The sequence below is a fragment of the Rhodohalobacter sp. SW132 genome (assembly GCF_003390325.1).
In the GTDB taxonomy this organism is placed as follows: Bacteria; Bacteroidota; Rhodothermia; order Balneolales; family Balneolaceae; genus SW132.
Genome location: NZ_QUOK01000011.1, coordinates 25,366 through 44,652 on the forward strand (window position 1 = coordinate 25,366; position 19,287 = coordinate 44,652).

Here is a 19,287-nt window from a genome sequence, read left to right on the forward strand (position 1 = left end):
TCAAAATTTACAGCCGGATCCACTTCAACATCAGAATCCTGGATTTGTATAATCCAGTCATCTTCGTTTTCAAATGTATTGCTATAGATTTCTTCACCAATCTCAAAAAGCCCTCACCATACCCGGTGATGACCGGATCTGAATTTTCTTCAGCCATTTCGGAATCATTATCTGAGTTTATTACAATCTCTGATCCGCTTATTCCGGCACAAACTATAAAGAAACCGCTCAGGATCCATTTATTGAAAATAGCTTTCATAATAGTTATAACTGATATTTTCATATCATAATCACCCTTATCTTTTGAGATTACTGCTTAAAAAAATCACGTTTAGTTTGGAAAGGCTTTGCGAAACCGAAGATTTACAATCAATCTAAGTTCGAGTCTGAAATTGAGTAAAAAAAGGCATTATTCCACAAACTGCTGCATTTCGCTGAGCGCTTCAGATACGTGATTGTATACGCTCTGTCTTTTAATATCCATCAGGGTCGCAATTTCAGCATTCGACATTCCATCGTAATATTTCAGGTAAATGACCTCTCGTCCTCTTTTGCTAAGTGAATTGATCGCTACTTCAAGCTTTTGTTTAAATTCATTTTGATATTCCGATTCAATCAAAAAATCTTCCACAGTAAGACTGCTCTGCTCTCTCTCTTTTGCATATTTAAGGTTCCGGTTCTGCTGATTTCTATATTTCCGTAGATTTTTAAAAATGGTTCTCCTCATGGAGATATACAGGTAAGCTTTCACAGATTTGGCCTCGCTGATTGAATAATGCTTTTCCCATATAGTCAGAAAAAGCTCCTGTATGCAATCTTCCACAAAATCTTCCCGTGCGACGATTCTGTATCCGTAATTAAACAATCTGTTGTGATATGTGTGATATAGTGAAGAAAGCGCTTCTTTATCTCCTTCTAAAACATTTGACCACAGTGTGGTATCATCCATTTGCTTTACAGTATCATTACTTTTCATAAAGATCATTTGGTTTTATGGTTTCACGGCAATTTTTCATAAAAAGCGCTTTTTTAAAATTTACAAACTCAAATCCCTGGAAATATATTTGAATGTTTATCACTGACCTGAGAGGTTATTGAACATTTGTTCAGTAATGAACAATTTCTTCTACGAGTTTAATTAACCGTAATCAGAATGTCAAAAAATATTACAGACTAATGCTATTTCTTCAGTAGATTCAAAATGGAGTGGACTCTTTAAAATCAGCTTCAGTTAAAGATTCGGCTTCCGTTTCATAAACCTGAGTCATTTTGAAACTATGTAGCACCAATACCCGTTTACACACCATTATTTAATAAATAAACCTATTTTTCATGGCAAGGCCTGTTGACGCTCCAAATTCACGACTACTCAGTAAGGTGAGTACTCTTTATTATGAACAGGAATTCACCCAGCAACAAATTGCGAATCGTCTCGAGCTTTCACGCCCAAAAGTTTCACGCCTTCTAAAACAGGCAAAGGACAGCGGCATTGTTCAAATCACTGTTTCCCATCCGGAGGGAGATCACGTAGGAATGGAATCAAAACTGGAACAACTTTTCAGTCTCAATGAGGCCATTGTAGTTGATTCGGTTGGCGGCAACGGCGAGTCTTCAGATACACTTTTAAAAACTCTTTTGGGTGGAGCTGCAGCAAATCATCTGTCCCGCTCACTTTCAGACGGAGATATAATTGGTGTAACCTGGGGCACAACACTACAGGCTATGGTGGAAAAAGTTACTCCGACCGATAGTAAGGATCTTCACATTGTACAAATGCTTGGAGGATTTGGCCCCCCGGAAGCTAAGGCTCATACAATGGATATCTCACGGAGTCTCTCCCGGATATTAAATGCTGGTTTAACACTACTGCAATCGCCGGGAGTGGTTGACAGTCCTGAAATCCGGGAGGTTTTGTTAACTGACCGCAGGGTGAAAAATGCGCTGAGTCTCTTCTCAAAGGTTAATAAAGCTTATGTGGGCATCGGCGCGATCAGCACAAATCGCGTTTTAAAGAAAGAGAACAATGAGGTGTCGCACGACATCCAGCAGGAAATCATCCATTCGGATGCCGTTGGAGACATTGGGCTTAACTTCTTTAACCGCAATGGAGAAACGGTTAACTCCGGCTTCAGTGACCGGTTCATCGGTATGACACTCGAACAGTTAAAACAGGTTAAAACTGTGGTCGGCATTGCAGGCGGCACTGAAAAATACGACGCTATTCGCGGTGCCCTTGCCGGAGGATACATTAATGTGCTTATTACCGACCGGCATACAGCCCTCCTGCTGATTGAAGAAGCAAAGTAAACGAAGCTTTTTTATATACAATCCACTCTTCTAAAAAAAAGTCTATTCAAACAGTAGAACATCTAAACAGCCTACTCTTATTTGGCGAATACCCCAGGTGATTTCAAACTACCGTAATCTCGGGTAGTTGTCGGTTTAGTTTTCTATAAATCAGACTGACAAATGCTCAGGATTTCATATTATTAATGATTCATCCGATTACTTGATAATCATTATTTATATTAGACATAGCGTTAGTTACATTACGGGGTTACAAATACATCTTTATAATTTTTTACCACTACTTTTTCATCGAACGGATCGATTTACCATTTCGCTGGAATACAGCATTTTTTGACAGACCTTACAGATACTTCTCTGATAACATATGGAAACAGAAAAACTAAACTGGTTAGAAAAAAGACTTCAGACACTTGATGAGTATGAGCGCGAACCGGTTCCTGAAAAAAAGCTTAAGGGCTGGCGTGGCTTTCTGGGTATGTACGCCGGTGAACATACCGCGGGAACAGAATTTGTGATCGGCGCGCTTTTCGTTGCGCACGGTGTTTCTTTTATGGATCTCGTTATCGGGCTTATCATTGGAAACCTGCTGGCCGTATTCAGCTGGGCTTTTTTATGTGCCCCGGTTGCGGTGAAAACCAAACTTACACTCTACTGGCAATTGAAAAAGATCTGCGGAGATCATCTGGCCAGCCTCTACAATGTTGTGAATGCCATTATGTTTTGTTTCCTGGCCGGTGCGATGATCGCTGTGGCCGCAACTGCAGTTGGTCTGCCTTTTCAAATCCCGATGCCGGGACTGGATGATCTCTTCCCAACCAGTATTGGCTGGATCCTCACCGTCTTTTTTGTTGGCACCATCATCACCATCATTGCCATCGCCGGTTATGAATATGTGGCGCGCTTCGCAAATATCAGTTTTCCATGGATGTTTCTTGTTTTTGTAGCTGCTGCTATTGCCGTTCTCCCTTCGCTTGGCGTAGAATCGGTTTCCGGATTCACCACGGCGGCAAATGAACAGATCTGGACCGGTGTCGCTGCGGAAGGCCTCACACAGTTTACCGTCTGGCACGTTATCTTTTTCGCCTGGTTCGCAAACATGGCCATGCACATTGGGATGAGCGATATGTCGATCCTCCGGTATGCAAAAAAATGGCAGTACGGGTTTGCATCTGCGGCCGGTATGTTTTTTGGGCACTTCATCGCCTGGATGGCCTCCGGTGTTCTTATGGCAGCAGCTGCAGGTGCCGTTGCTCCCGGGCTGATCGCTTATAATAGTGCAGGAATTGCCGGAGCAATCTGCGTTGTCATCGCAGGCTGGACCACAGCAAACCCAACGATCTACCGGGCCGGGCTTGCATTTCAGTCTGTCACGCCCAACTGGAAACGGTGGAAAGTTACGCTCTTTACCGGCTTTTTCACCACAGTAATTGCCTGCTTTCCCGCTCTCGTAATGAATCTGCTCGATTTTGTGGCCCTCTATGGCTTGGTGCTGATGCCTATGGGTGCTGTTGTGCTGCTGGACGTACTCTTTTTCAAAAAGTTTAACCTGATACCCAATTACGCCGAACAGGTTGGAATCAAATTCAACTGGGCCGCAGCCATCACGTGGTTTTTTACCCTCGGATTTTGCCTCTTCCTGAATCTATACGCAGGAATTGAAATCTTCTTCCTCGGGCTGCCCGGATGGTTTGTAGCTGTTGGCGTCTACATCGGCATGAGTTACCTGATTCACACAAAGAGCATCAAAAAAACTGAAAAAATTGAACACACAGAACAATCTTAACTGTAATGAGTGAAAATACAATGACTACAAAGAAGACGAGAAAAAGTACGACAGAACACTATTTCAGAACTGTGGAAAGTGAGTGGGATGATTCTCATGCCGATAAGCTCGATCCTGTCGGACGGCTGGTCTACCGCTCTAATCTTTTGGGCAGCGATGCCTATGTAAACAATACAGGCGGCGGCAACACGTCCAGCAAGCTGACGGAACAAGATCCCATTTCCGGCGAAGAGGTATCCGTGTTATGGGTGAAAGGATCCGGCGGCGATCTCCGAACCGCAAAACGCCCGAACTTTGCATCTCTCTACCAGGATAAGCTCCTAAACCTGCAGGATATCTATCACAATAAAGAGAATACCGGGCTAAAAACTCCCGCAGAGGATTCTATGGTACAGATGTATCCTCACTGCACCTTCAATCTGAATCCGCGTGCACCGTCGATCGACACGCCCCTGCACAGTTTCATCCCGTTTGATTTTGTAGACCATACCCATCCTGTGCCGATTATCTCTATCGCCACAGCGGATAACGGAAAAGAAATCATGAAAGAGATTTATGGGGATGAAGTCGCCTGGGTAGATTGGATGCGTCCCGGATTTGAACTGGGTCTCGCACTTCAGAATACGATCAAAGAAAATCCCGGCATTAAGGGAATTATCCTGGGCGGACACGGACTGATTAACTGGGATAATGACGATAAAGCGTGTTATGAACTTAGTCTCGATCTGATTAACCGCGCGGCTGAATATCTTGCAGAAAACGAAAAGGGAGCGGATACTTTCGGTGGAAACCAGTACACGTCCCTGCCGGAAGAGGAACGGCACGATCTGATCGCTGATGTTTCTCCTTATATCCGCGGGCTGCTTGCTGAAGACGACCGCTTTATCGGAACCTACCAGGATGATGAAGTTACCCTGCAGTTTATCAATTCTGCAGATGCCGGACGGCTGGCTGAACTGGGAACCTCGTGCCCCGACCATTTTCTGCGTACAAAAATCAAACCGCTCTACATTGACTGGAATCCGGATGCAGAGAATTCAGACGATCTGAAATCGAAAATTGAAAGCGGGCTCGAACAGTATCGGAAAGATTACGCCGTATATTACAACCAGTGCAAAGATGATGAGTCGCCCGATATGAGAGGCGGAAATCCCACTGTACTATTGATTCCCGGCCTTGGCATGATTACCTGGGGGAAATCAAAAAGTGAATCCCGGGTGACGGCAGAGTTTTACACAGCCGCAATCGGTGTGATGAGAGGAGCAGAATCAATCGGATCATACACCGCCCTGCCGCGTCAGGAAGCGTTCGATATTGAATACTGGGCTCTTGAAGAGGCAAAACTCCAGCGAATGCCGCCCGAAAGCGAGCTTTCAAGAAAAGTGGTACTGGTTATCGGATCTGGAAGCGGCATTGGCAAGGCGCTTGTTCCGAAACTGATCGATGAAGGCGGAACGGTTGCCTGCCTCGACCTGGATGAAAACAACGCTAAAAATACTGCTGATGAAATTCTTGGTAAGATCGGTATGGGAATTGGTGTTGCCGGATCAGGCATCAGCCGCAGCGGTGATGTGATCGGGCTGGGATGCGATATAACCGATCGAAATTCAGTTAAGGAAGCAATCAGGCAGACGATTCTCGCCTATGGCGGCGTGGATATGGTAGCCGTTACCGCCGGTCTGTTTCCCACCCCTGATGAAAATGGAAATCTGCCGGATACCGCATGGGATAAATCGTTTGCTGTAAATGTAAAAGGTAACTTTATTGTAGCAGATGAAATGTCAGCCACATGGAAGAAGCAGGGAATGGAAGGCAGCATGGTGATTACAACCAGTGCAAATGCCGTGGTTGCAAAAATCGGAAGTATGGCGTACGATACAAGTAAATCCGCTGCAAACCATTTGGTTAGAGAGCTCGCAATCGAGCTTTCACCGGAAATCAGGGTTAACGGCGTTGCGCCGGCAACCGTAGTGGATGGAAGCAGCATGTTTCCCAGAAATCGTGTGATGGCCTCGCTAACCAAATACAACATCGATTTTGATGAAAGTGAGGAGACTGAAGAGCTCCGCGAAAGGCTGGCAGATTTTTATGCTCAGCGAACGCTTACACAGCGATCGATCTCCCTCGAACAACAGACTGAAGCGATCTATTCGCTGCTGAGCTCCCGGTTTGAAAATACAACCGGCCACATCATCCCCGTGGATGGCGGCCTTAAAGATGCGTTTATGAGATAGCAGCTGCTGTAACGCTTTACCCCTGATATGGGTGAAAAATCCACTCTGCAGCCTCCGGGTTTGCAGGGTGGATCATTAACTTGATTTTCGAAAAAACCCAACTTGATATGAACAGTATTCTTAAAATTGTTTCATTCAGCGGACTGCTGCTTACCATTGTGCCGTCATTTCTCGTCTTTAACGGTACCATCAGTTTTCAACTGCACACTACCCTGATGCTTGTCGGCATGATTTTGTGGTTTGCCTCTTCTCCGTTCTGGATGAAGGAGAAAAAACTATGAAAATCAATAAAAATCAGATTGACGAACACAATCGAAAAAGCGCTGACGGCCATCAGGATGCCCTGCGTCTGCTTGAAGATCAACTTTCCAAAAACGGGATCAGCCCGGACGATTTGGTTCAAAAACTTTCAGATTTCCAGGTTGCTATTCCAAGCTGGGCACTGGGTGCCGGAGGAACGCGTTTCGGGCGGTTTAAGATGGGAGGTGAGCCGCGTACACTGGAAGAGAAAATCGAGGATGTAGGCATCATTCACGCACTCAATGGATCCAGCGGTGCCATATCACTCCACATCCCCTGGGATATACCGGACGATACGGAAGCGATCAGGCAGAAAGCAGATGCACTTGATCTGTTATTCGATGCCGTAAATTCCAACACGTTCCAGGATCAGCCGGATCAGAAATTTTCATATAAGTTCGGTTCACTCAGCCATACCGATTCGCGCGTACGAGAGCAGGCCGTGGCTCATAATAAAGAGGTGATAAAAATCGGGAAGGAACTGGGATCTAAGGCACTTACGGTCTGGCTCGCCGACGGATCCAATTTTCCCGGCCAGCAAAACCTGCGGAAAGCCCTCGATCGCACCCGGCAGTCTCTTGAAGATGTTTATTCCGACCTTCCATCCGACTGGACGATGCTGATTGAGTACAAACCGTTTGAACCCAATTTCTATTCCATGGTTATCCCCGATTGGGGAACATCCTTTCTGCTCGCTTCCAAATTGGGAGATCGTGCAAAAACGCTGGTCGACCTGGGGCATCATCTGCCAAACACCAATATTGAGCAGATTGTTGCCACTCTGATGATGGAGAACAAACTTGGCGGGTTTCATTTTAACGATTCAAAATATGCGGATGATGACCTCACCACCGGCTCCATCAAACCGTACCAGCTTTTTCTGATTTTTTGTGAACTGACAGACCAAGTGGACAACCCCGATGACACCACGTTTTCCGATCTCGCATGGATGATTGATGCCAGTCATAACGTAAAAGATCCGCTTGAAGATCTGCTGCAATCCGTTGAAGCGATACAGATCGCCTATGCCCGTGCGCAAATCCTCGACAGAAAAGAGCTTGAAAGCGCACGCCGGGATAATGATGTGGCCCGGGCCCAGGATATTTTACAAGAAGCATTCCGGACCGATGTGCGCCCCCTGTTGCGTGAAAGCAGGCTAAAAAACGGCGCTGCAATTCAGCCGGAGATACTGTTCAGGGAACTGAACGTGCGGGATCAATTGGTCCGCGTCAGAGGCAGCGATTCTACCGCTACCGGGTTGTAACCCCGAATCTGCATCAGCTGGGCAATCAACCTTTAATCAGCAAAAAAGGCCACTATGTCATCATCCATACCTGTTACAGCCATTTTTGACATCGGGAAAACCAATAAAAAATTCCTGCTGTTCGACGACCGTTTTAACATCGTCTATAGCAGAAAAAATAATCTTGATGAGACGACTGACAACGACGGCTTCCCATGTGAAGATATTGAACAGTTAAACAAGTGGATTCAAGAGGTCACCAAAGAAGTGGCCCATCAAAACAAATATGTAATTCGTCAGCTGAATGTGTCGGCTTACGGCGCCACTCTTGTTCACCTTGACAAAAACGGGGACCCGACTGCACCGATGGAAAACTATCTGAAGCCATATCCTGAAGAGCTGAAAGAACAATTCTATGATACGTATGGCGGCAGGAATCAATTTTCTACAGAAACCGCATCCCCCCCAATGGGAATGCTCAATTCGGGCTTGCAGCTCTACCGGATCAAACATGAAAACCCGGAATTACTAAAATCGATCAACGCTACGCTTCATCTTCCCCAGTATATCAGCTATCTTTTTACCGGCAGAAAAACCGCTGATCTTACAAGTATTGGCTGCCATACCGGAATGTGGAACTACCGGAAAAACACCTATCATCCCTGGTTGAAAAAGGAAAAATTACAGCATTTACTGCCCGACCCTGAACTTCCAAAAAAAACCACCAATGGCCATTTTGAAAGTCATCATTTTGAAACCGGCATTGGAATTCACGACAGTTCAGCCGCGCTCGTTCCGTATCTTATCGGGCTTGATGAACCCTTTATTCAGCTCTCAACCGGCACATGGAGTATTGCCATGAACCCGTTCACTCAAACAGAGCTGACTTATGATGATCTTGAAAGGGATTGCCTTCAGTATCTGAATATATACGGTGAACCGGTGAAGGCGTCCCGGCTGCTGCTTGGTGCGGAATATTCACATCAGCTTGAAAAAATCTCGGCTTACTTTAATAAAAACAGGAAAACTCCGGGAAATCATGCCGATCCAACTCTACTGAAAAAACTAATCAACAATCCTGATCCCGACCGGAAACTTATCCTCGAAAAAGCGGGCGAAACCGGCCCGCATCCACACACCGGCAGGGGAACGTGGAATCTTGACGTTTTTAACACGTTCAGGGAAGCGTGCCATCAACTTATGCTCGACCTGGTATCTATACAGACAGACGCCATACGGCTTGCCGAGGGAGAAACCACAGCCAAACAAATTATTGTTACCGGAGGTTTTGCAAATAACTCTTTTTTCTGCAGATTACTGGCAACTCATTTCCCGGATAAAAAAATATATACTGCATCCACATCCTATGCATCGGCGCTGGGAGCGGCCCTGGTGATGAATATCGATACCTTAAAGCCCGGGTGGGTAAAAGATCTGCTCGGCCTGAATCTTGTGGATCCGATAGACGGAGTGCCGGTTGGGGATTATGCCTGGAATGAGTCTCACAATCAAACCTTATAAAAACAGCATCTATGAATGTCTCGCTCTTTCTTACCTGTGTGAATGATACGCTTTTTCCGGGTACCGGCAAGGCTGTGGTTCATCTGCTTGAGAGACTTGGCCATACGATAGATTTCAACCCGGAACAGACATGCTGCGGCCAGATGCATTACAACACCGGCTATCGTGATGAAACTGTACCGCTGGTTCGGCGTTTTGTTGAACTGTATGAAGATGCCGAAGCGGTGGTGGTGCCGTCGGCTTCCTGCGCCGGAATGATTCATGAATATTATCCCAAAATTGCGGAAACCACCGGTGATTCAGCGCTTGAAAAAAGTGTGTCAGAATTACTGCCAAGAGTATTTGAACTGTCCGGTTTTTTGGTAGACAAACTCAAAATTGAAGATGTGGGAGCCTATTTCCCGCACCGCGTTACCTATCACCCGACCTGCCACTCCCTGCGTGTGCTTCACGTGGGGGATGCCCCGCTGAAACTGCTGAAAAATGTACGGGGACTGGAGTTTGCTGAGCTGCCGAATGCCCTGGAGTGCTGCGGCTTCGGCGGAACTTTCGCAATCAAAAACAGCGATACATCAGCAGCCATGGTGGGAGACAAAATTCATCACATCAAACAGACCGGTGCTGAAATCTGCGTTGCGGCAGATAATTCCTGCCTGATGCATATCGGCGGAGCGATGAGCCGGCAGCGAAGCGGCATCCGAACGGTTCATCTTGCTGAAGTTTTGGCCTCAACCGAAGAGAAGCCGGGAGGAAAACAGTGAAAAAGGAAAATCGATCCTCCCTTCCGACATTCGAACAGAGTGCCGGTCATTATCTGGCCGATACGCAGCTGCGAAAAAATATTGGTCATGCCACCCAAACGATTCGAAAAAAAAGGGATGACGTCACCGGGGAGCTGCCCGATTGGGAAGAGCTCCGTGAGTCGGGCCGGCAGATCAAGCAGCAGGTGATGAACAACCTGGATGATTACCTGCTTGAACTCGAAGAATCGGTAACAGCGGCGGGCGGAGTGGTTCACTGGGCCGCGGATGCCGATGAGGCAAACCAGATTGTTACGCAACTGATCCGTGAAAAACAGGAGACGGAAGTTGTGAAGGTGAAATCGATGACAACCGATGAGATCCGGCTGAATGAAGCACTGCAAAACGCCGGGATTACGGCTCTGGAAACCGATCTTGCCGAGCTTATTGTGCAGCTTGCCGGCGATGAATCATCGCATATCCTGGTGCCTGCCATTCATAAAAACCGGTCAGAGATCCGGGATCTTTTCAAAGAAAAACTGAATATTGAACATCTGAGTGATGAGCCGGCCGACCTTGCAGAAGCGGCACGCCTCTACCTGAGAAAGAATTTTTTAAAGGCAAAAATTGGCATCAGCGGCGGGAATTTTGCCGTTGCCGAAACCGGGACTGTGGCTGTTGTAGAATCAGAAGGAAACGGACGGATGTGCACCACCCTGCCGGACACGCTGATTACCGTTTTGGGGATAGAAAAAATCATCCCAAAATGGTGTGATCTTGAAGTATTTATGCAGCTTCTGCCCCGCTCCTCCACAGCGGAACGGATGAATCCCTACAACACATTCTGGACCGGCACAACCGATGGGGACAGTCCGCAGGAATTCCACCTGGTTTTGCTTGATAACGGCCGTACAAAAGTTTTGGCTGATGAAACCGGGCGGCAAACACTGCACTGTATCCGCTGCAGCGCCTGCCTGAATATTTGTCCCGTTTATGAACGAACCGGAGGCCATGCCTATCACAGCATTTATCCGGGTCCGATCGGCGCCATTCTCACTCCGCAGCTGCGCGGATTAGATGATTCATCTGCCGCCTCCCTCCCCTACGCCTCTTCGCTCTGCGGTGCCTGTTATGAGGTTTGCCCCGTGAAAATCAATATCCCTGAGGTACTGACACATCTTCGGGGCAACATTGTGGAGCACAATAAAAAAAATGGCGGCATCCGGTTCAAGATGGATTCAACTCACGTGGGTATGCGTTTGATGGCGCGGGCTTTCCGGAGCAGAAAACGATATGAACGGCTCCAAAAAATCGGGCAAACGGGTCAGAAACTATTTGAAAAAGATGGCATGATTTCAAAACTGCCGGGCGAACTTTCAAAATGGACAGACTTCCGGGATCTGAAACCGATCCCGAAACAGACGTTTCGTGAGTGGTGGAGGGATCGTTCATGAGCGGCTCCAAAAAAGAGATTTTGCAAAGAATTCGAACATCTCTCGGTGAGAAAGAATCCCGAGCGGAACTGCCGGCGATCCAAAGAGACTATAACCGGAAAGGCACCAGCGACCTTAAAAGTATTACCAATCAGTTTGCATTACGGGTGAGCGATTACAAAGCCGTGGTTGAATATGTTGACAAGCCATCCATTTGCAGAAAGGTTGATGAGATCTGTTCCGAATCCGGAATTAAAAAACTGGTTATTCCGCCCGGACTGAATCCAGATTGGCTTGATTCTCTTTCCCCTGGTATAGAACTCCTTCACGACGATCCGCCACTTTCAAAACAGGATTTAAATAACAGTCACGGCGTTTTAACCGGCTGCCGGGTTGCGGTTGCACAGACGGGAACCATCATCCTTGATAGCGGTGCCGGGCAGGGACGCAGAGCACTTACCCTGCTTCCAGATTACCATATTTGTGTGGTGGAGAGCGAACAGATCACCGATATTTTTCCGGAGGCAATTGCAAAGCTAACGGATACCGTGCGATCCACCGGAAGGCCTGTTACCATGATATCAGGGCCATCCGCCACATCGGACATCGAACTGGACCGCGTTGAAGGAGTTCACGGCCCAAGAAACCTTCACGTACTTATTGTTTGATCGTGAAATCCCGGGTGCAAATTCAGGTTTCCGTTCAACAGAAAATATAGTGACTGAAATCAATTTATTGCAGTATATAAAGAAACCGGTTCTCTCTTAAATATGTGAGCTGAACCTGAAATCAACATACCATCTAACCGAATAAAAACAGATCACACATCATGAAAATTGCTGATTTAAATAAAATCGAAGGACGCAGATTTCCCGCAAAACGCCTGACACGTAATATTGTTGGCGGCCCGTCACCTATCCAGGCCGAGGCTTTCTCCATGGGTATGGTGACACTTGATCCTGAAGGCGGCCAGGTTCCGTGGCATAATCATGAACAGGAAGAGGTTTATCTTATCCTTGAAGGGGAAGGCGAAATGTGCCTCGGAGAAGAGCGGTTCGCACTCAAAGCCGGCCAGACAATCTACATCCCGCCAAATGAATTTCATCAGCTGACCAACCGCCAAAAGAAACCACTGAAGATGATCTACTGTTATGGTCCGGCCGGAGATGTAGCCCACTGGCGCCAGGAGCTTGATGGAACGCTGCCCAAAGAGGGTGTGGATGTTCCTTCCCTCCCCGATGGGGCATGGCCACAGTGTACCGACGCTCCAGAATGAGCTTTCTGGTAATTTGAACGGTTTCGTTCCGGTATCCTATCAATCAAAAAAAATTAACGTTTTAAAGGAGTATTTAACCATGAGTGAAAATCTCAAAACACATAAAATTGGCATCATCATGAACGGTGTGACCGGCCGTATGGGTAAAAATCAGCATTTGATGCGGTCGATCCTTCCTATCATTGAACAGGGTGGGGTAAAAATCAGCCAGTCGGAAACCATCCTCCCCGATCCCGTTCTGGTTGGACGGAATGCAAAAAAACTGGAAAAGCTGGCTGAAGAATCTGGCATCGAAAACTGGACAACCGACCTGGATTCGGTTCTGAATGATGACCACTACCAAATCTATTTTGATGCCCAGCGAACCGACCTCCGCGTGGAGAGTGTAAAAAAAGCTGTTGCGGCAGGAAAACATATTTACTGCGAAAAACCATCGGCCGTAACGACCAAAGATGCTGTTAAACTTTATGAAGTCGCCCACAAGGCAGGTGTAAAACACGGTGTGGTGCAGGATAAACTCTGGTTGCCAGGTCTTGTAAAACTGCGTCAGCTTCGCGAACAGGGATTTTTTGGTGAGATTTTGAGCGTTAAAGGCGATTTCGGATACTGGGTATTCGAAGGAGATACCGTACCGGCACAACGTCCATCCTGGAACTATCGAAAGGAAGATGGCGGTGGGATGATCCTGGATATGTTCTGCCACTGGCGGTATGTCATCGATAATCTTTTTGGGGATGTAGAGGCGGTCTCCTGCCTGAGCGCCACACACGTGAAAGAACGGTTTGATGAAGATGGCGAGCCGTATAAAGCCACCGCTGATGATGCAGCCTATGCAATTTTCAAGCTTAAGAACGGCGTCATTGCCCAGTTTAATTCCTCATGGACAACCCGCGTACGCCGCGATGATCTGCTGACTGTTCAGGTCGACGGAACCAAAGGTTCTGCTGTTGCCGGTCTCCGTGATGCCTGGATTCAACCCTATGGCGCCACACCCAAACCGGTATGGAATCCCGATGTTGATCATGATCACGATTTCCGAAAGGACTGGATTAAATTACCTCATCAGCAGGAATTTGATAACGCATTTAAAATTCAGTGGGAGCTGTTTCTGCGCCATGTGGTTAAAGATGAACCTTTCCGCTGGAACCTGCTGGAAGCTGCTAAAGGGAATCAGCTCGCCGATATCGGGTATGAAGCTGCGGAAAAACGGCAGTGGATGGACGTGCCTGATTTGGTGTGAAGATTTAAGCAGGTAGCAGGTAGCAGGTAGCAGGTAGCAGGTAGCAGGTAGCAGGTAGCAGGTAGCAGAAGGTAGTTATTGAAATATTATAGGGCCTAATTAAAATTAAATTACAGAAGAAATTTTTATAGAATGAAGATCAATCAAAATCTATCTCCCCAAACCCTCAAGAATGATTTAGATAATGTGTGGGAGCATTCCGCACGTAAAATTCACCTGATCCGAAAAGAGTACGATACGGATAAGGGTTCCCCGGTTTTTACGGAAGCTGGAAAATATACCACCCGCGGCTGGACCGAGTGGACGCAGGGATTTCAGTTTGGCGGGGAGATTCTTCAGTTTGATGCAACCGGCGATACCGGGTTTCTAAAACTCGGCCGCCAGGCTACCCTCGATCTGATGGCGCCTCATATTACCCACATCGGGGTTCATGATCACGGTTTTAATAATGTGAGCACATATGGCTCCCTACTCAGGCTGCTAAACGAAGGTAAGTTTGAAGCGGGCGACTGGGAAAAGAACTTTTATGAGCTCGCTCTGAAATCAACAGGCGCGGTTCAGGCTGCACGATGGACAAAGACAGCCGACGGAATTGGGTTTATTCACTCCTTTAACGGACCTCATTCTCTTTTTGTAGATACAGTTCGCACACTCCGGGCTCTTTCTCTCAGTCATACGCTGGGCCATGCACTCTTTGCAGAACACGATGAAAAAATCTCTCTGCTCGGCAGATTGATTGAACACGCCACTATGACGGCACGGTACAGCGTCTATTACGGCGAAGGCCGTGATGCCTATGATCTTTGGGGACGAACCACGCACGAAGCCATTTTTAATGTTACGGACGGCCAGTTCCGATGCCCCAATTCACAACAGGGCTACTCCCCGTTTTCTACCTGGACACGCGGTTTATCCTGGGCTATGTGCGGATTTCCGGAACAGCTCGAATTTCTGAACACAGTTTCGGATGAAGAACTTGAACCCTTTGGAGGAAGGGATGAGGTCGAAACAATGATGCTGAAAGCGGCCAAAGCAACCTGCGACTTCTACATTGATAACAGCTCCGCAGATGGCATTCCGTACTGGGACACCGGCGCTCCGAACCTCCATAAGCTCGGTGACTACACCGCTTCAGACGCCGATCCATACAACGAACATGAACCTGTGGATTCTTCCGCAGCAGCAATTGGTGCTCAGGGTCTGCTCCGTCTGGGTAGTTACCTGAAGAACGCAGGAAAAACAGAAGAGGGTGACCGCTACTACCAGGCCGGGCTGACCGTAGCATCAACCCTCTTCAAGGAACCGTATTTAAGTACGGATGATGCTCACCAGGGACTCCTGCTGCACTCCGTATACCATCGTCCAAACGGATGGGACTACATTCCCGACGGGCAATCAGTTCCGTGCGGTGAATCGAGCATGTGGGGAGATTATCATATGAGGGAACTGGCGCTATGCCTCACCCGAATGGCGAATGATGAACCTTATTACACATTTTTCAACGAGATCGGGTAATTAACCCGGTGTCTTTCGATAACACCAGAATTTTATAAAACAAACAGATTGAAATATGAATCCAGCAGCATTAGTAACCGGTGGCTCACGGGGTATCGGCCTTTCTATTGCGCATCAGCTTTGTGAAAACGGGTATGATGTAGCCATCAATGGCGTACGGGAAGAATCGCGCGTTACAGAAACTTTGGAAAAACTCCGGTCACACGGAACAGAAGTCATCTACTGCCGCGGAGATATCGGGGCGGATGAAGACCGGCTTGGGATTGTAAACAAATTAAAATCCGAATTCGGGCGGCTGAATGTATTGGTTAATAACGCCGGTGTGGCTCCAAATGAACGGCTCGATCCGCTGAATGCAACTACGGAAAGTTTCGACCGCCTTATGCGGATCAACCTGAAAGGCCCCTATTTTCTTACTCAGGCGATTGCCAACTGGATGGTGGAGCAGAAAGGCGGGGATAAAAATTACAGTGGTGCCATCATTACAATCGGTTCAATATCAGCAACAGTCGTTTCTGAAAACCGGGGAGATTACTGCATGTCAAAAGCCGCCCTTGCCATGCACAGCCGGGTCTGGGCTGTTCGGATGGCCGAATATGGCATACCGGCATATGAAGTACGGCCCGGAGTTACACGAACCGACATGACCTCTGCCGTTACCGATAAATATGACAAACTTATAGCGGATGGACTCACCATCCAGCCCCGCTGGGGCACTCCGGAAGATGTTGGAAAAGCTGTTTTGGCTCTTGCCAGCGGTGATTTTCCGTATTCCTCAGGAGAAGTTTTCATGGTTGACGGCGGGTTAACGGTACCACGATTATAGCACAACATTTTTTTAACGGCTCGATGCCGGTTACACTACATTTTGGATGGAATGCAAAAAACGGATAAGGAAAAAGGGACAAAAGAGACTCCGGAAGATGGCACAACGGAAGGTTTTGCGCTGGCAGAATCTGCTAATGGCCCGATAAGTCCACTTAAGTGGATCGGATTTATTGGCGGGTTGTTTGTTTTTGTACTGATGATTCTTGCCAGTCCGCCCGAAGGATTAAGCCTTGCAGGCTGGCGAACCGCTGCTGTTGCCACACTGATGGCCACCTGGTGGGTAACTGAAGTTATCCCCATATCGGCTACAGCCATGCTGCCGCTGGTTCTTTTCCCCATACTGGGTGTCGGAGATATCGCAGCCGCTGCAACTCCATATGCTCACCCGATGATTTTTCTCTTCCTGGGCGGATTTATCATTGCAATTGCCATGCAGCGCTGGGACCTTCACCGCAGGATTGCGCTCAATATCATCGCGCTTATTGGCTCTAAACCCAGAAGTATTATTGCCGGATTTATGGTTTCTGCAGCCTTTATGAGTATGTGGGTAAGCAACACCGCATCTACCATGATGATGCTGCCAATTGCCATGTCGGTGATAATGCTCACCCGCTCGCCAGACCACTCCATTGAAGATCAAAAACAGTATACAAACTTTGGATTAACCCTGATGCTGGCTATCGCTTTTTCAGCCAGCGTAGGCGGGTTGGGAACGGTTATCGGAACACCAACAAATGCATTGATGATCGCTTTTGTGGATGATGCTTATGGCATACAAATCAATTTTGCAGAGTGGATGCTTATCGGTCTGCCGGTTGTAATCCTCGGACTTCCGGTAATTTTTTATACCCTCGCCAACCTGGTCTACCCGGTAAAAATCAAATCACTGCCGGGCGGACGTAAGTTTATACTAGATGAATTGAAAAGTCTCGGCAAGATTACGCGGCCCGAAGTATTGGTTGCCGTTATCTTTACACTTGTTGGCGTGTTGTGGATGACACGTCCACTCATTGAAAGAACTATGCCCGAAATCTCGGATGCGGGAATCGCCATTTTTGGTGCACTACTTCTATTTCTGATCCCGGTAGACCTGAAAAATGCTACTTTCCTGATGCGATGGAAAGATGCCGAAAAGCTTCCCTGGGGTGTATTGATTCTTTTTGGCGGTGGCCTCTCCCTTGCCGGTGCCATTCAGCGCACCGGACTGGCCGAATGGGTTGGAGGATTTTTTGCAATCCTCAGCGGATGGCACGTTATCCTGATTCTGTTTATCGTGGCCATTGTGATTATCACCTTTACCGAGCTGGCAAGTAATTCAGCAACTGCTGCCGCATTCCTGCCGGTCATCGGTTCGGTTGCAATTAGCGTGGGACAGGACCCGCTTCTTTTTGCCGTCCCCGTGGCATTGGTTGCAAGCTGTGCATTTATGCTGCCGGTAGCAACCCCGCCAAATGCCATTGTGTACGGCAGCGGTGTGATGACTATTCCGCAAATGGCAAAAGCCGGATTTACATTAAACATCTTTTTTGCCATACTTGTTACATTACTCACATATTTTCTCTTTTCCGTCATGCTGGGAATTGAAATTGGACACATCCCCGCATCCATCACACAATGATTCTTAAGTATTTATGATACAGATCAAAAAAACCACACTACTTCTTTTTATATCCGCTGCACTGATTTTCCAGTTATTTCACGCTGATATCAGCGCGCAATCCTATTCGATAACCGTATCCGCAGGTGAGCTGGATCGCATGGAATCTCCGGTTTCGTTCTACTTTCCCGAAGCGGTGGAACCGGGAGTATATCGCATTCAGAGTTCCGACGGAGATTCACACACACTTCAGGTGGATGATCAAAACCGGGGATGGTTTCTGCTGAGCGAACTATCAGCAGGAGAATCCAGAACCTATCAGTTTTCAGGTGAACAAGCTGATGAGTCCTCCTCGGTTTCCAAAAATATCGACAGCAATACCATCACCTTTCAGGCCGGCGGAAGTGATGTAATCAGCTATTTCCACGGCATGAATGAACCTCCTGAAGTTTTAGATGAGCGATATCAGCGGGGCGGATATATTCACCCGGTTCTCTCCCCCGGCGGCACCGTTTTATCAAACCACCTGAACCCAGACGGGCATCCGCATCACTCCGGAATATGGTCGGCGTGGCCACATACGGAATTTGAGGGCCGCACTCCCGATTTCTGGAACGTGCACCAAAATAGCGGACGGGTGGATCAGCAGGATTCGCTGGATGTGGCCTGGGATGGACCGGTACATGCCGGTTTCCGTGCAAAACACTACTTTGTGGATCTTTCCACATCCAACCCGGTCATTGCACTGAATGAAGAGTGGGAAGTTCGGGTCTACCCATCTGCGAGAGGTGAAAATGTGCATATGTTTGATCTAAGAGTGATTCAAACTGCCAATACGGATCAACCGTTACACCTTCCCGAATATCGCTACGGCGGGGTCGGCTTCAGGGGCCATGTGGACTGGGATGATCCCGATAACGCAACGTTTCTCACATCCGACGGCCTTGGACGGGACGGTCATGCCACCCGTGTTCGATGGACGCATATCGGCGGGCATAGTGAAGGCGAGTTGGCCGGAATATCAATTATGAGTCATCCCGAAAACGTTCGCCATCCCCAGCCGGTACGAATTCATCCGAATGAACCGTTTTTTAATTATGCTCCCGTTCAGATGGGAGATATGATTATTGAAGCAGGATCTCCCTACACGGCCAAATATCGCTTTATCACCTACGATGGCGAACCCGATACCGACCTGATCGAAGCGGTCTGGAATGATTACGCTTATCCGCCCGGCGTTACAGTTACAAAAAATAACGACGAATAA

The 19,287-nt window shown here is 47.5% G+C and carries 17 protein-coding genes; 15 read left to right on the forward strand and 2 right to left on the reverse strand.

Annotated features, from left to right (window positions below; translation table 11 throughout):
- Positions 1 to 7: 7 nt before the first annotated feature.
- Together DYD21_RS17310 and DYD21_RS17315 are read right to left on the reverse strand one after the other, a co-directional pair.
- The gene (locus tag DYD21_RS17310; RefSeq protein ID WP_116038268.1) at positions 8 to 259 is read right to left on the reverse strand and encodes a hypothetical protein; all 252 of its coding nucleotides are present in this window, start codon (positions 257 to 259) and stop codon (positions 8 to 10) included.
- A 150-nt stretch (positions 260 to 409) separates the two neighbouring features.
- Positions 410 to 976: an RNA polymerase sigma factor gene (locus DYD21_RS17315; protein ID WP_158607349.1), complete on the reverse strand. Its 567-nt coding sequence runs from the start codon at positions 974 to 976 to the stop codon at positions 410 to 412.
- Positions 977 to 1,332: 356 nt separating this feature from the next.
- On the opposite strand from DYD21_RS17315, the gene DYD21_RS17320 reads away from it, so the two are divergent.
- The 15 genes from DYD21_RS17320 (at position 1,333) to DYD21_RS17390 (ending at position 19,287) form a co-directional block, all read left to right on the forward strand.
- On the forward strand, positions 1,333 to 2,307 hold the full coding sequence (locus DYD21_RS17320; RefSeq protein ID WP_116038270.1) for a sugar-binding transcriptional regulator: 975 nt from the start codon (positions 1,333 to 1,335) through the stop codon (positions 2,305 to 2,307).
- A 367-nt stretch (positions 2,308 to 2,674) separates the two neighbouring features.
- Positions 2,675 to 4,093, forward strand: a complete 1,419-nt coding sequence (locus DYD21_RS17325) for a cytosine permease (protein WP_116038271.1) — start codon at positions 2,675 to 2,677, stop codon at positions 4,091 to 4,093.
- 5 nt (positions 4,094 to 4,098) lie between these two features.
- Positions 4,099 to 6,327, forward strand: coding sequence for a bifunctional rhamnulose-1-phosphate aldolase/short-chain dehydrogenase (locus DYD21_RS17330; protein ID WP_199535582.1), 2,229 nt, complete (start codon positions 4,099 to 4,101; stop codon positions 6,325 to 6,327).
- 107 nt (positions 6,328 to 6,434) lie between these two features.
- Entirely contained in the window at positions 6,435 to 6,608 is a 174-nt protein-coding gene (locus DYD21_RS21255; RefSeq protein ID WP_199535583.1) for a hypothetical protein, read from the forward strand.
- A complete protein-coding gene (locus tag DYD21_RS17340) occupies positions 6,605 to 7,891 on the forward strand; it encodes a TIM barrel protein (RefSeq protein WP_116038273.1) in 1,287 nt (428 codons plus the stop codon). Before DYD21_RS21255 ends, DYD21_RS17340 begins: the two co-directional genes overlap by 4 nt.
- A 54-nt stretch (positions 7,892 to 7,945) precedes the next feature.
- Positions 7,946 to 9,391, forward strand: coding sequence for an FGGY-family carbohydrate kinase (locus DYD21_RS17345; protein WP_116038274.1), 1,446 nt, complete (start codon positions 7,946 to 7,948; stop codon positions 9,389 to 9,391).
- 11 nt (positions 9,392 to 9,402) lie between these two features.
- Positions 9,403 to 10,152, forward strand: coding sequence for a (Fe-S)-binding protein (locus DYD21_RS17350; RefSeq protein WP_116038275.1), 750 nt, complete (start codon positions 9,403 to 9,405; stop codon positions 10,150 to 10,152).
- On the forward strand, positions 10,149 to 11,585 hold the full coding sequence (locus DYD21_RS17355) for a LutB/LldF family L-lactate oxidation iron-sulfur protein (RefSeq protein ID WP_116038276.1): 1,437 nt from the start codon (positions 10,149 to 10,151) through the stop codon (positions 11,583 to 11,585). Before DYD21_RS17350 ends, DYD21_RS17355 begins: the two co-directional genes overlap by 4 nt.
- The gene (locus tag DYD21_RS17360; protein WP_116038277.1) at positions 11,582 to 12,232 is read left to right on the forward strand and encodes an LUD domain-containing protein; all 651 of its coding nucleotides are present in this window, start codon (positions 11,582 to 11,584) and stop codon (positions 12,230 to 12,232) included. The genes DYD21_RS17355 and DYD21_RS17360 overlap by 4 nt, the downstream gene beginning before the upstream one ends.
- 161 nt (positions 12,233 to 12,393) lie before the next feature.
- On the forward strand, positions 12,394 to 12,840 hold the full coding sequence (locus DYD21_RS17365) for a dimethylsulfonioproprionate lyase family protein (protein ID WP_116038278.1): 447 nt from the start codon (positions 12,394 to 12,396) through the stop codon (positions 12,838 to 12,840).
- A 79-nt stretch (positions 12,841 to 12,919) separates the two neighbouring features.
- Positions 12,920 to 14,080, forward strand: a complete 1,161-nt coding sequence (locus tag DYD21_RS17370) for a Gfo/Idh/MocA family protein (protein ID WP_199535584.1) — start codon at positions 12,920 to 12,922, stop codon at positions 14,078 to 14,080.
- Positions 14,081 to 14,212: 132 nt separating this feature from the next.
- Entirely contained in the window at positions 14,213 to 15,595 is a 1,383-nt protein-coding gene (locus DYD21_RS17375; protein ID WP_116038279.1) for a glycoside hydrolase family 88 protein, read from the forward strand.
- 55 nt (positions 15,596 to 15,650) lie between these two features.
- Positions 15,651 to 16,421: a 3-ketoacyl-ACP reductase gene (locus tag DYD21_RS17380; RefSeq protein WP_116038280.1), complete on the forward strand. Its 771-nt coding sequence runs from the start codon at positions 15,651 to 15,653 to the stop codon at positions 16,419 to 16,421.
- A 51-nt stretch (positions 16,422 to 16,472) separates the two neighbouring features.
- Complete coding sequence (locus DYD21_RS17385) at positions 16,473 to 18,041, forward strand: DASS family sodium-coupled anion symporter (protein WP_199535585.1); 1,569 nt, start codon at positions 16,473 to 16,475, stop codon at positions 18,039 to 18,041.
- 13 nt (positions 18,042 to 18,054) lie between these two features.
- Positions 18,055 to 19,287 (forward strand): PmoA family protein, encoded by a 1,233-nt coding sequence (locus tag DYD21_RS17390; RefSeq protein ID WP_116038281.1) that lies wholly within the window; start codon positions 18,055 to 18,057, stop codon positions 19,285 to 19,287.

What these genes read in the sequence shown, in the direction of transcription:
- DYD21_RS17310 (WP_116038268.1), bottom strand. Translation starts at nt 259, where the DNA reads ATGAAAGCTATTTTCAATAAATGGATCCTGAGCGGTTTCTTTATAGTT.
- DYD21_RS17315 (WP_158607349.1), bottom strand. Translation starts at nt 976, where the DNA reads ATGAAAAGTAATGATACTGTAAAGCAAATGGATGATACCACACTGTGG.
- DYD21_RS17320 (WP_116038270.1), top strand. Translation starts at nt 1,333, where the DNA reads ATGGCAAGGCCTGTTGACGCTCCAAATTCACGACTACTCAGTAAGGTG.
- DYD21_RS17325 (WP_116038271.1), top strand. Translation starts at nt 2,675, where the DNA reads ATGGAAACAGAAAAACTAAACTGGTTAGAAAAAAGACTTCAGACACTT.
- DYD21_RS17330 (WP_199535582.1), top strand. Translation starts at nt 4,099, where the DNA reads ATGAGTGAAAATACAATGACTACAAAGAAGACGAGAAAAAGTACGACA.
- DYD21_RS21255 (WP_199535583.1), top strand. Translation starts at nt 6,435, where the DNA reads ATGAACAGTATTCTTAAAATTGTTTCATTCAGCGGACTGCTGCTTACC.
- DYD21_RS17340 (WP_116038273.1), top strand. Translation starts at nt 6,605, where the DNA reads ATGAAAATCAATAAAAATCAGATTGACGAACACAATCGAAAAAGCGCT.
- DYD21_RS17345 (WP_116038274.1), top strand. Translation starts at nt 7,946, where the DNA reads ATGTCATCATCCATACCTGTTACAGCCATTTTTGACATCGGGAAAACC.
- DYD21_RS17350 (WP_116038275.1), top strand. Translation starts at nt 9,403, where the DNA reads ATGAATGTCTCGCTCTTTCTTACCTGTGTGAATGATACGCTTTTTCCG.
- DYD21_RS17360 (WP_116038277.1), top strand. Translation starts at nt 11,582, where the DNA reads ATGAGCGGCTCCAAAAAAGAGATTTTGCAAAGAATTCGAACATCTCTC.
- DYD21_RS17365 (WP_116038278.1), top strand. Translation starts at nt 12,394, where the DNA reads ATGAAAATTGCTGATTTAAATAAAATCGAAGGACGCAGATTTCCCGCA.
- DYD21_RS17370 (WP_199535584.1), top strand. Translation starts at nt 12,920, where the DNA reads ATGAGTGAAAATCTCAAAACACATAAAATTGGCATCATCATGAACGGT.
- DYD21_RS17375 (WP_116038279.1), top strand. Translation starts at nt 14,213, where the DNA reads ATGAAGATCAATCAAAATCTATCTCCCCAAACCCTCAAGAATGATTTA.
- DYD21_RS17380 (WP_116038280.1), top strand. Translation starts at nt 15,651, where the DNA reads ATGAATCCAGCAGCATTAGTAACCGGTGGCTCACGGGGTATCGGCCTT.
- DYD21_RS17385 (WP_199535585.1), top strand. Translation starts at nt 16,473, where the DNA reads ATGCAAAAAACGGATAAGGAAAAAGGGACAAAAGAGACTCCGGAAGAT.
- DYD21_RS17390 (WP_116038281.1), top strand. Translation starts at nt 18,055, where the DNA reads ATGATACAGATCAAAAAAACCACACTACTTCTTTTTATATCCGCTGCA.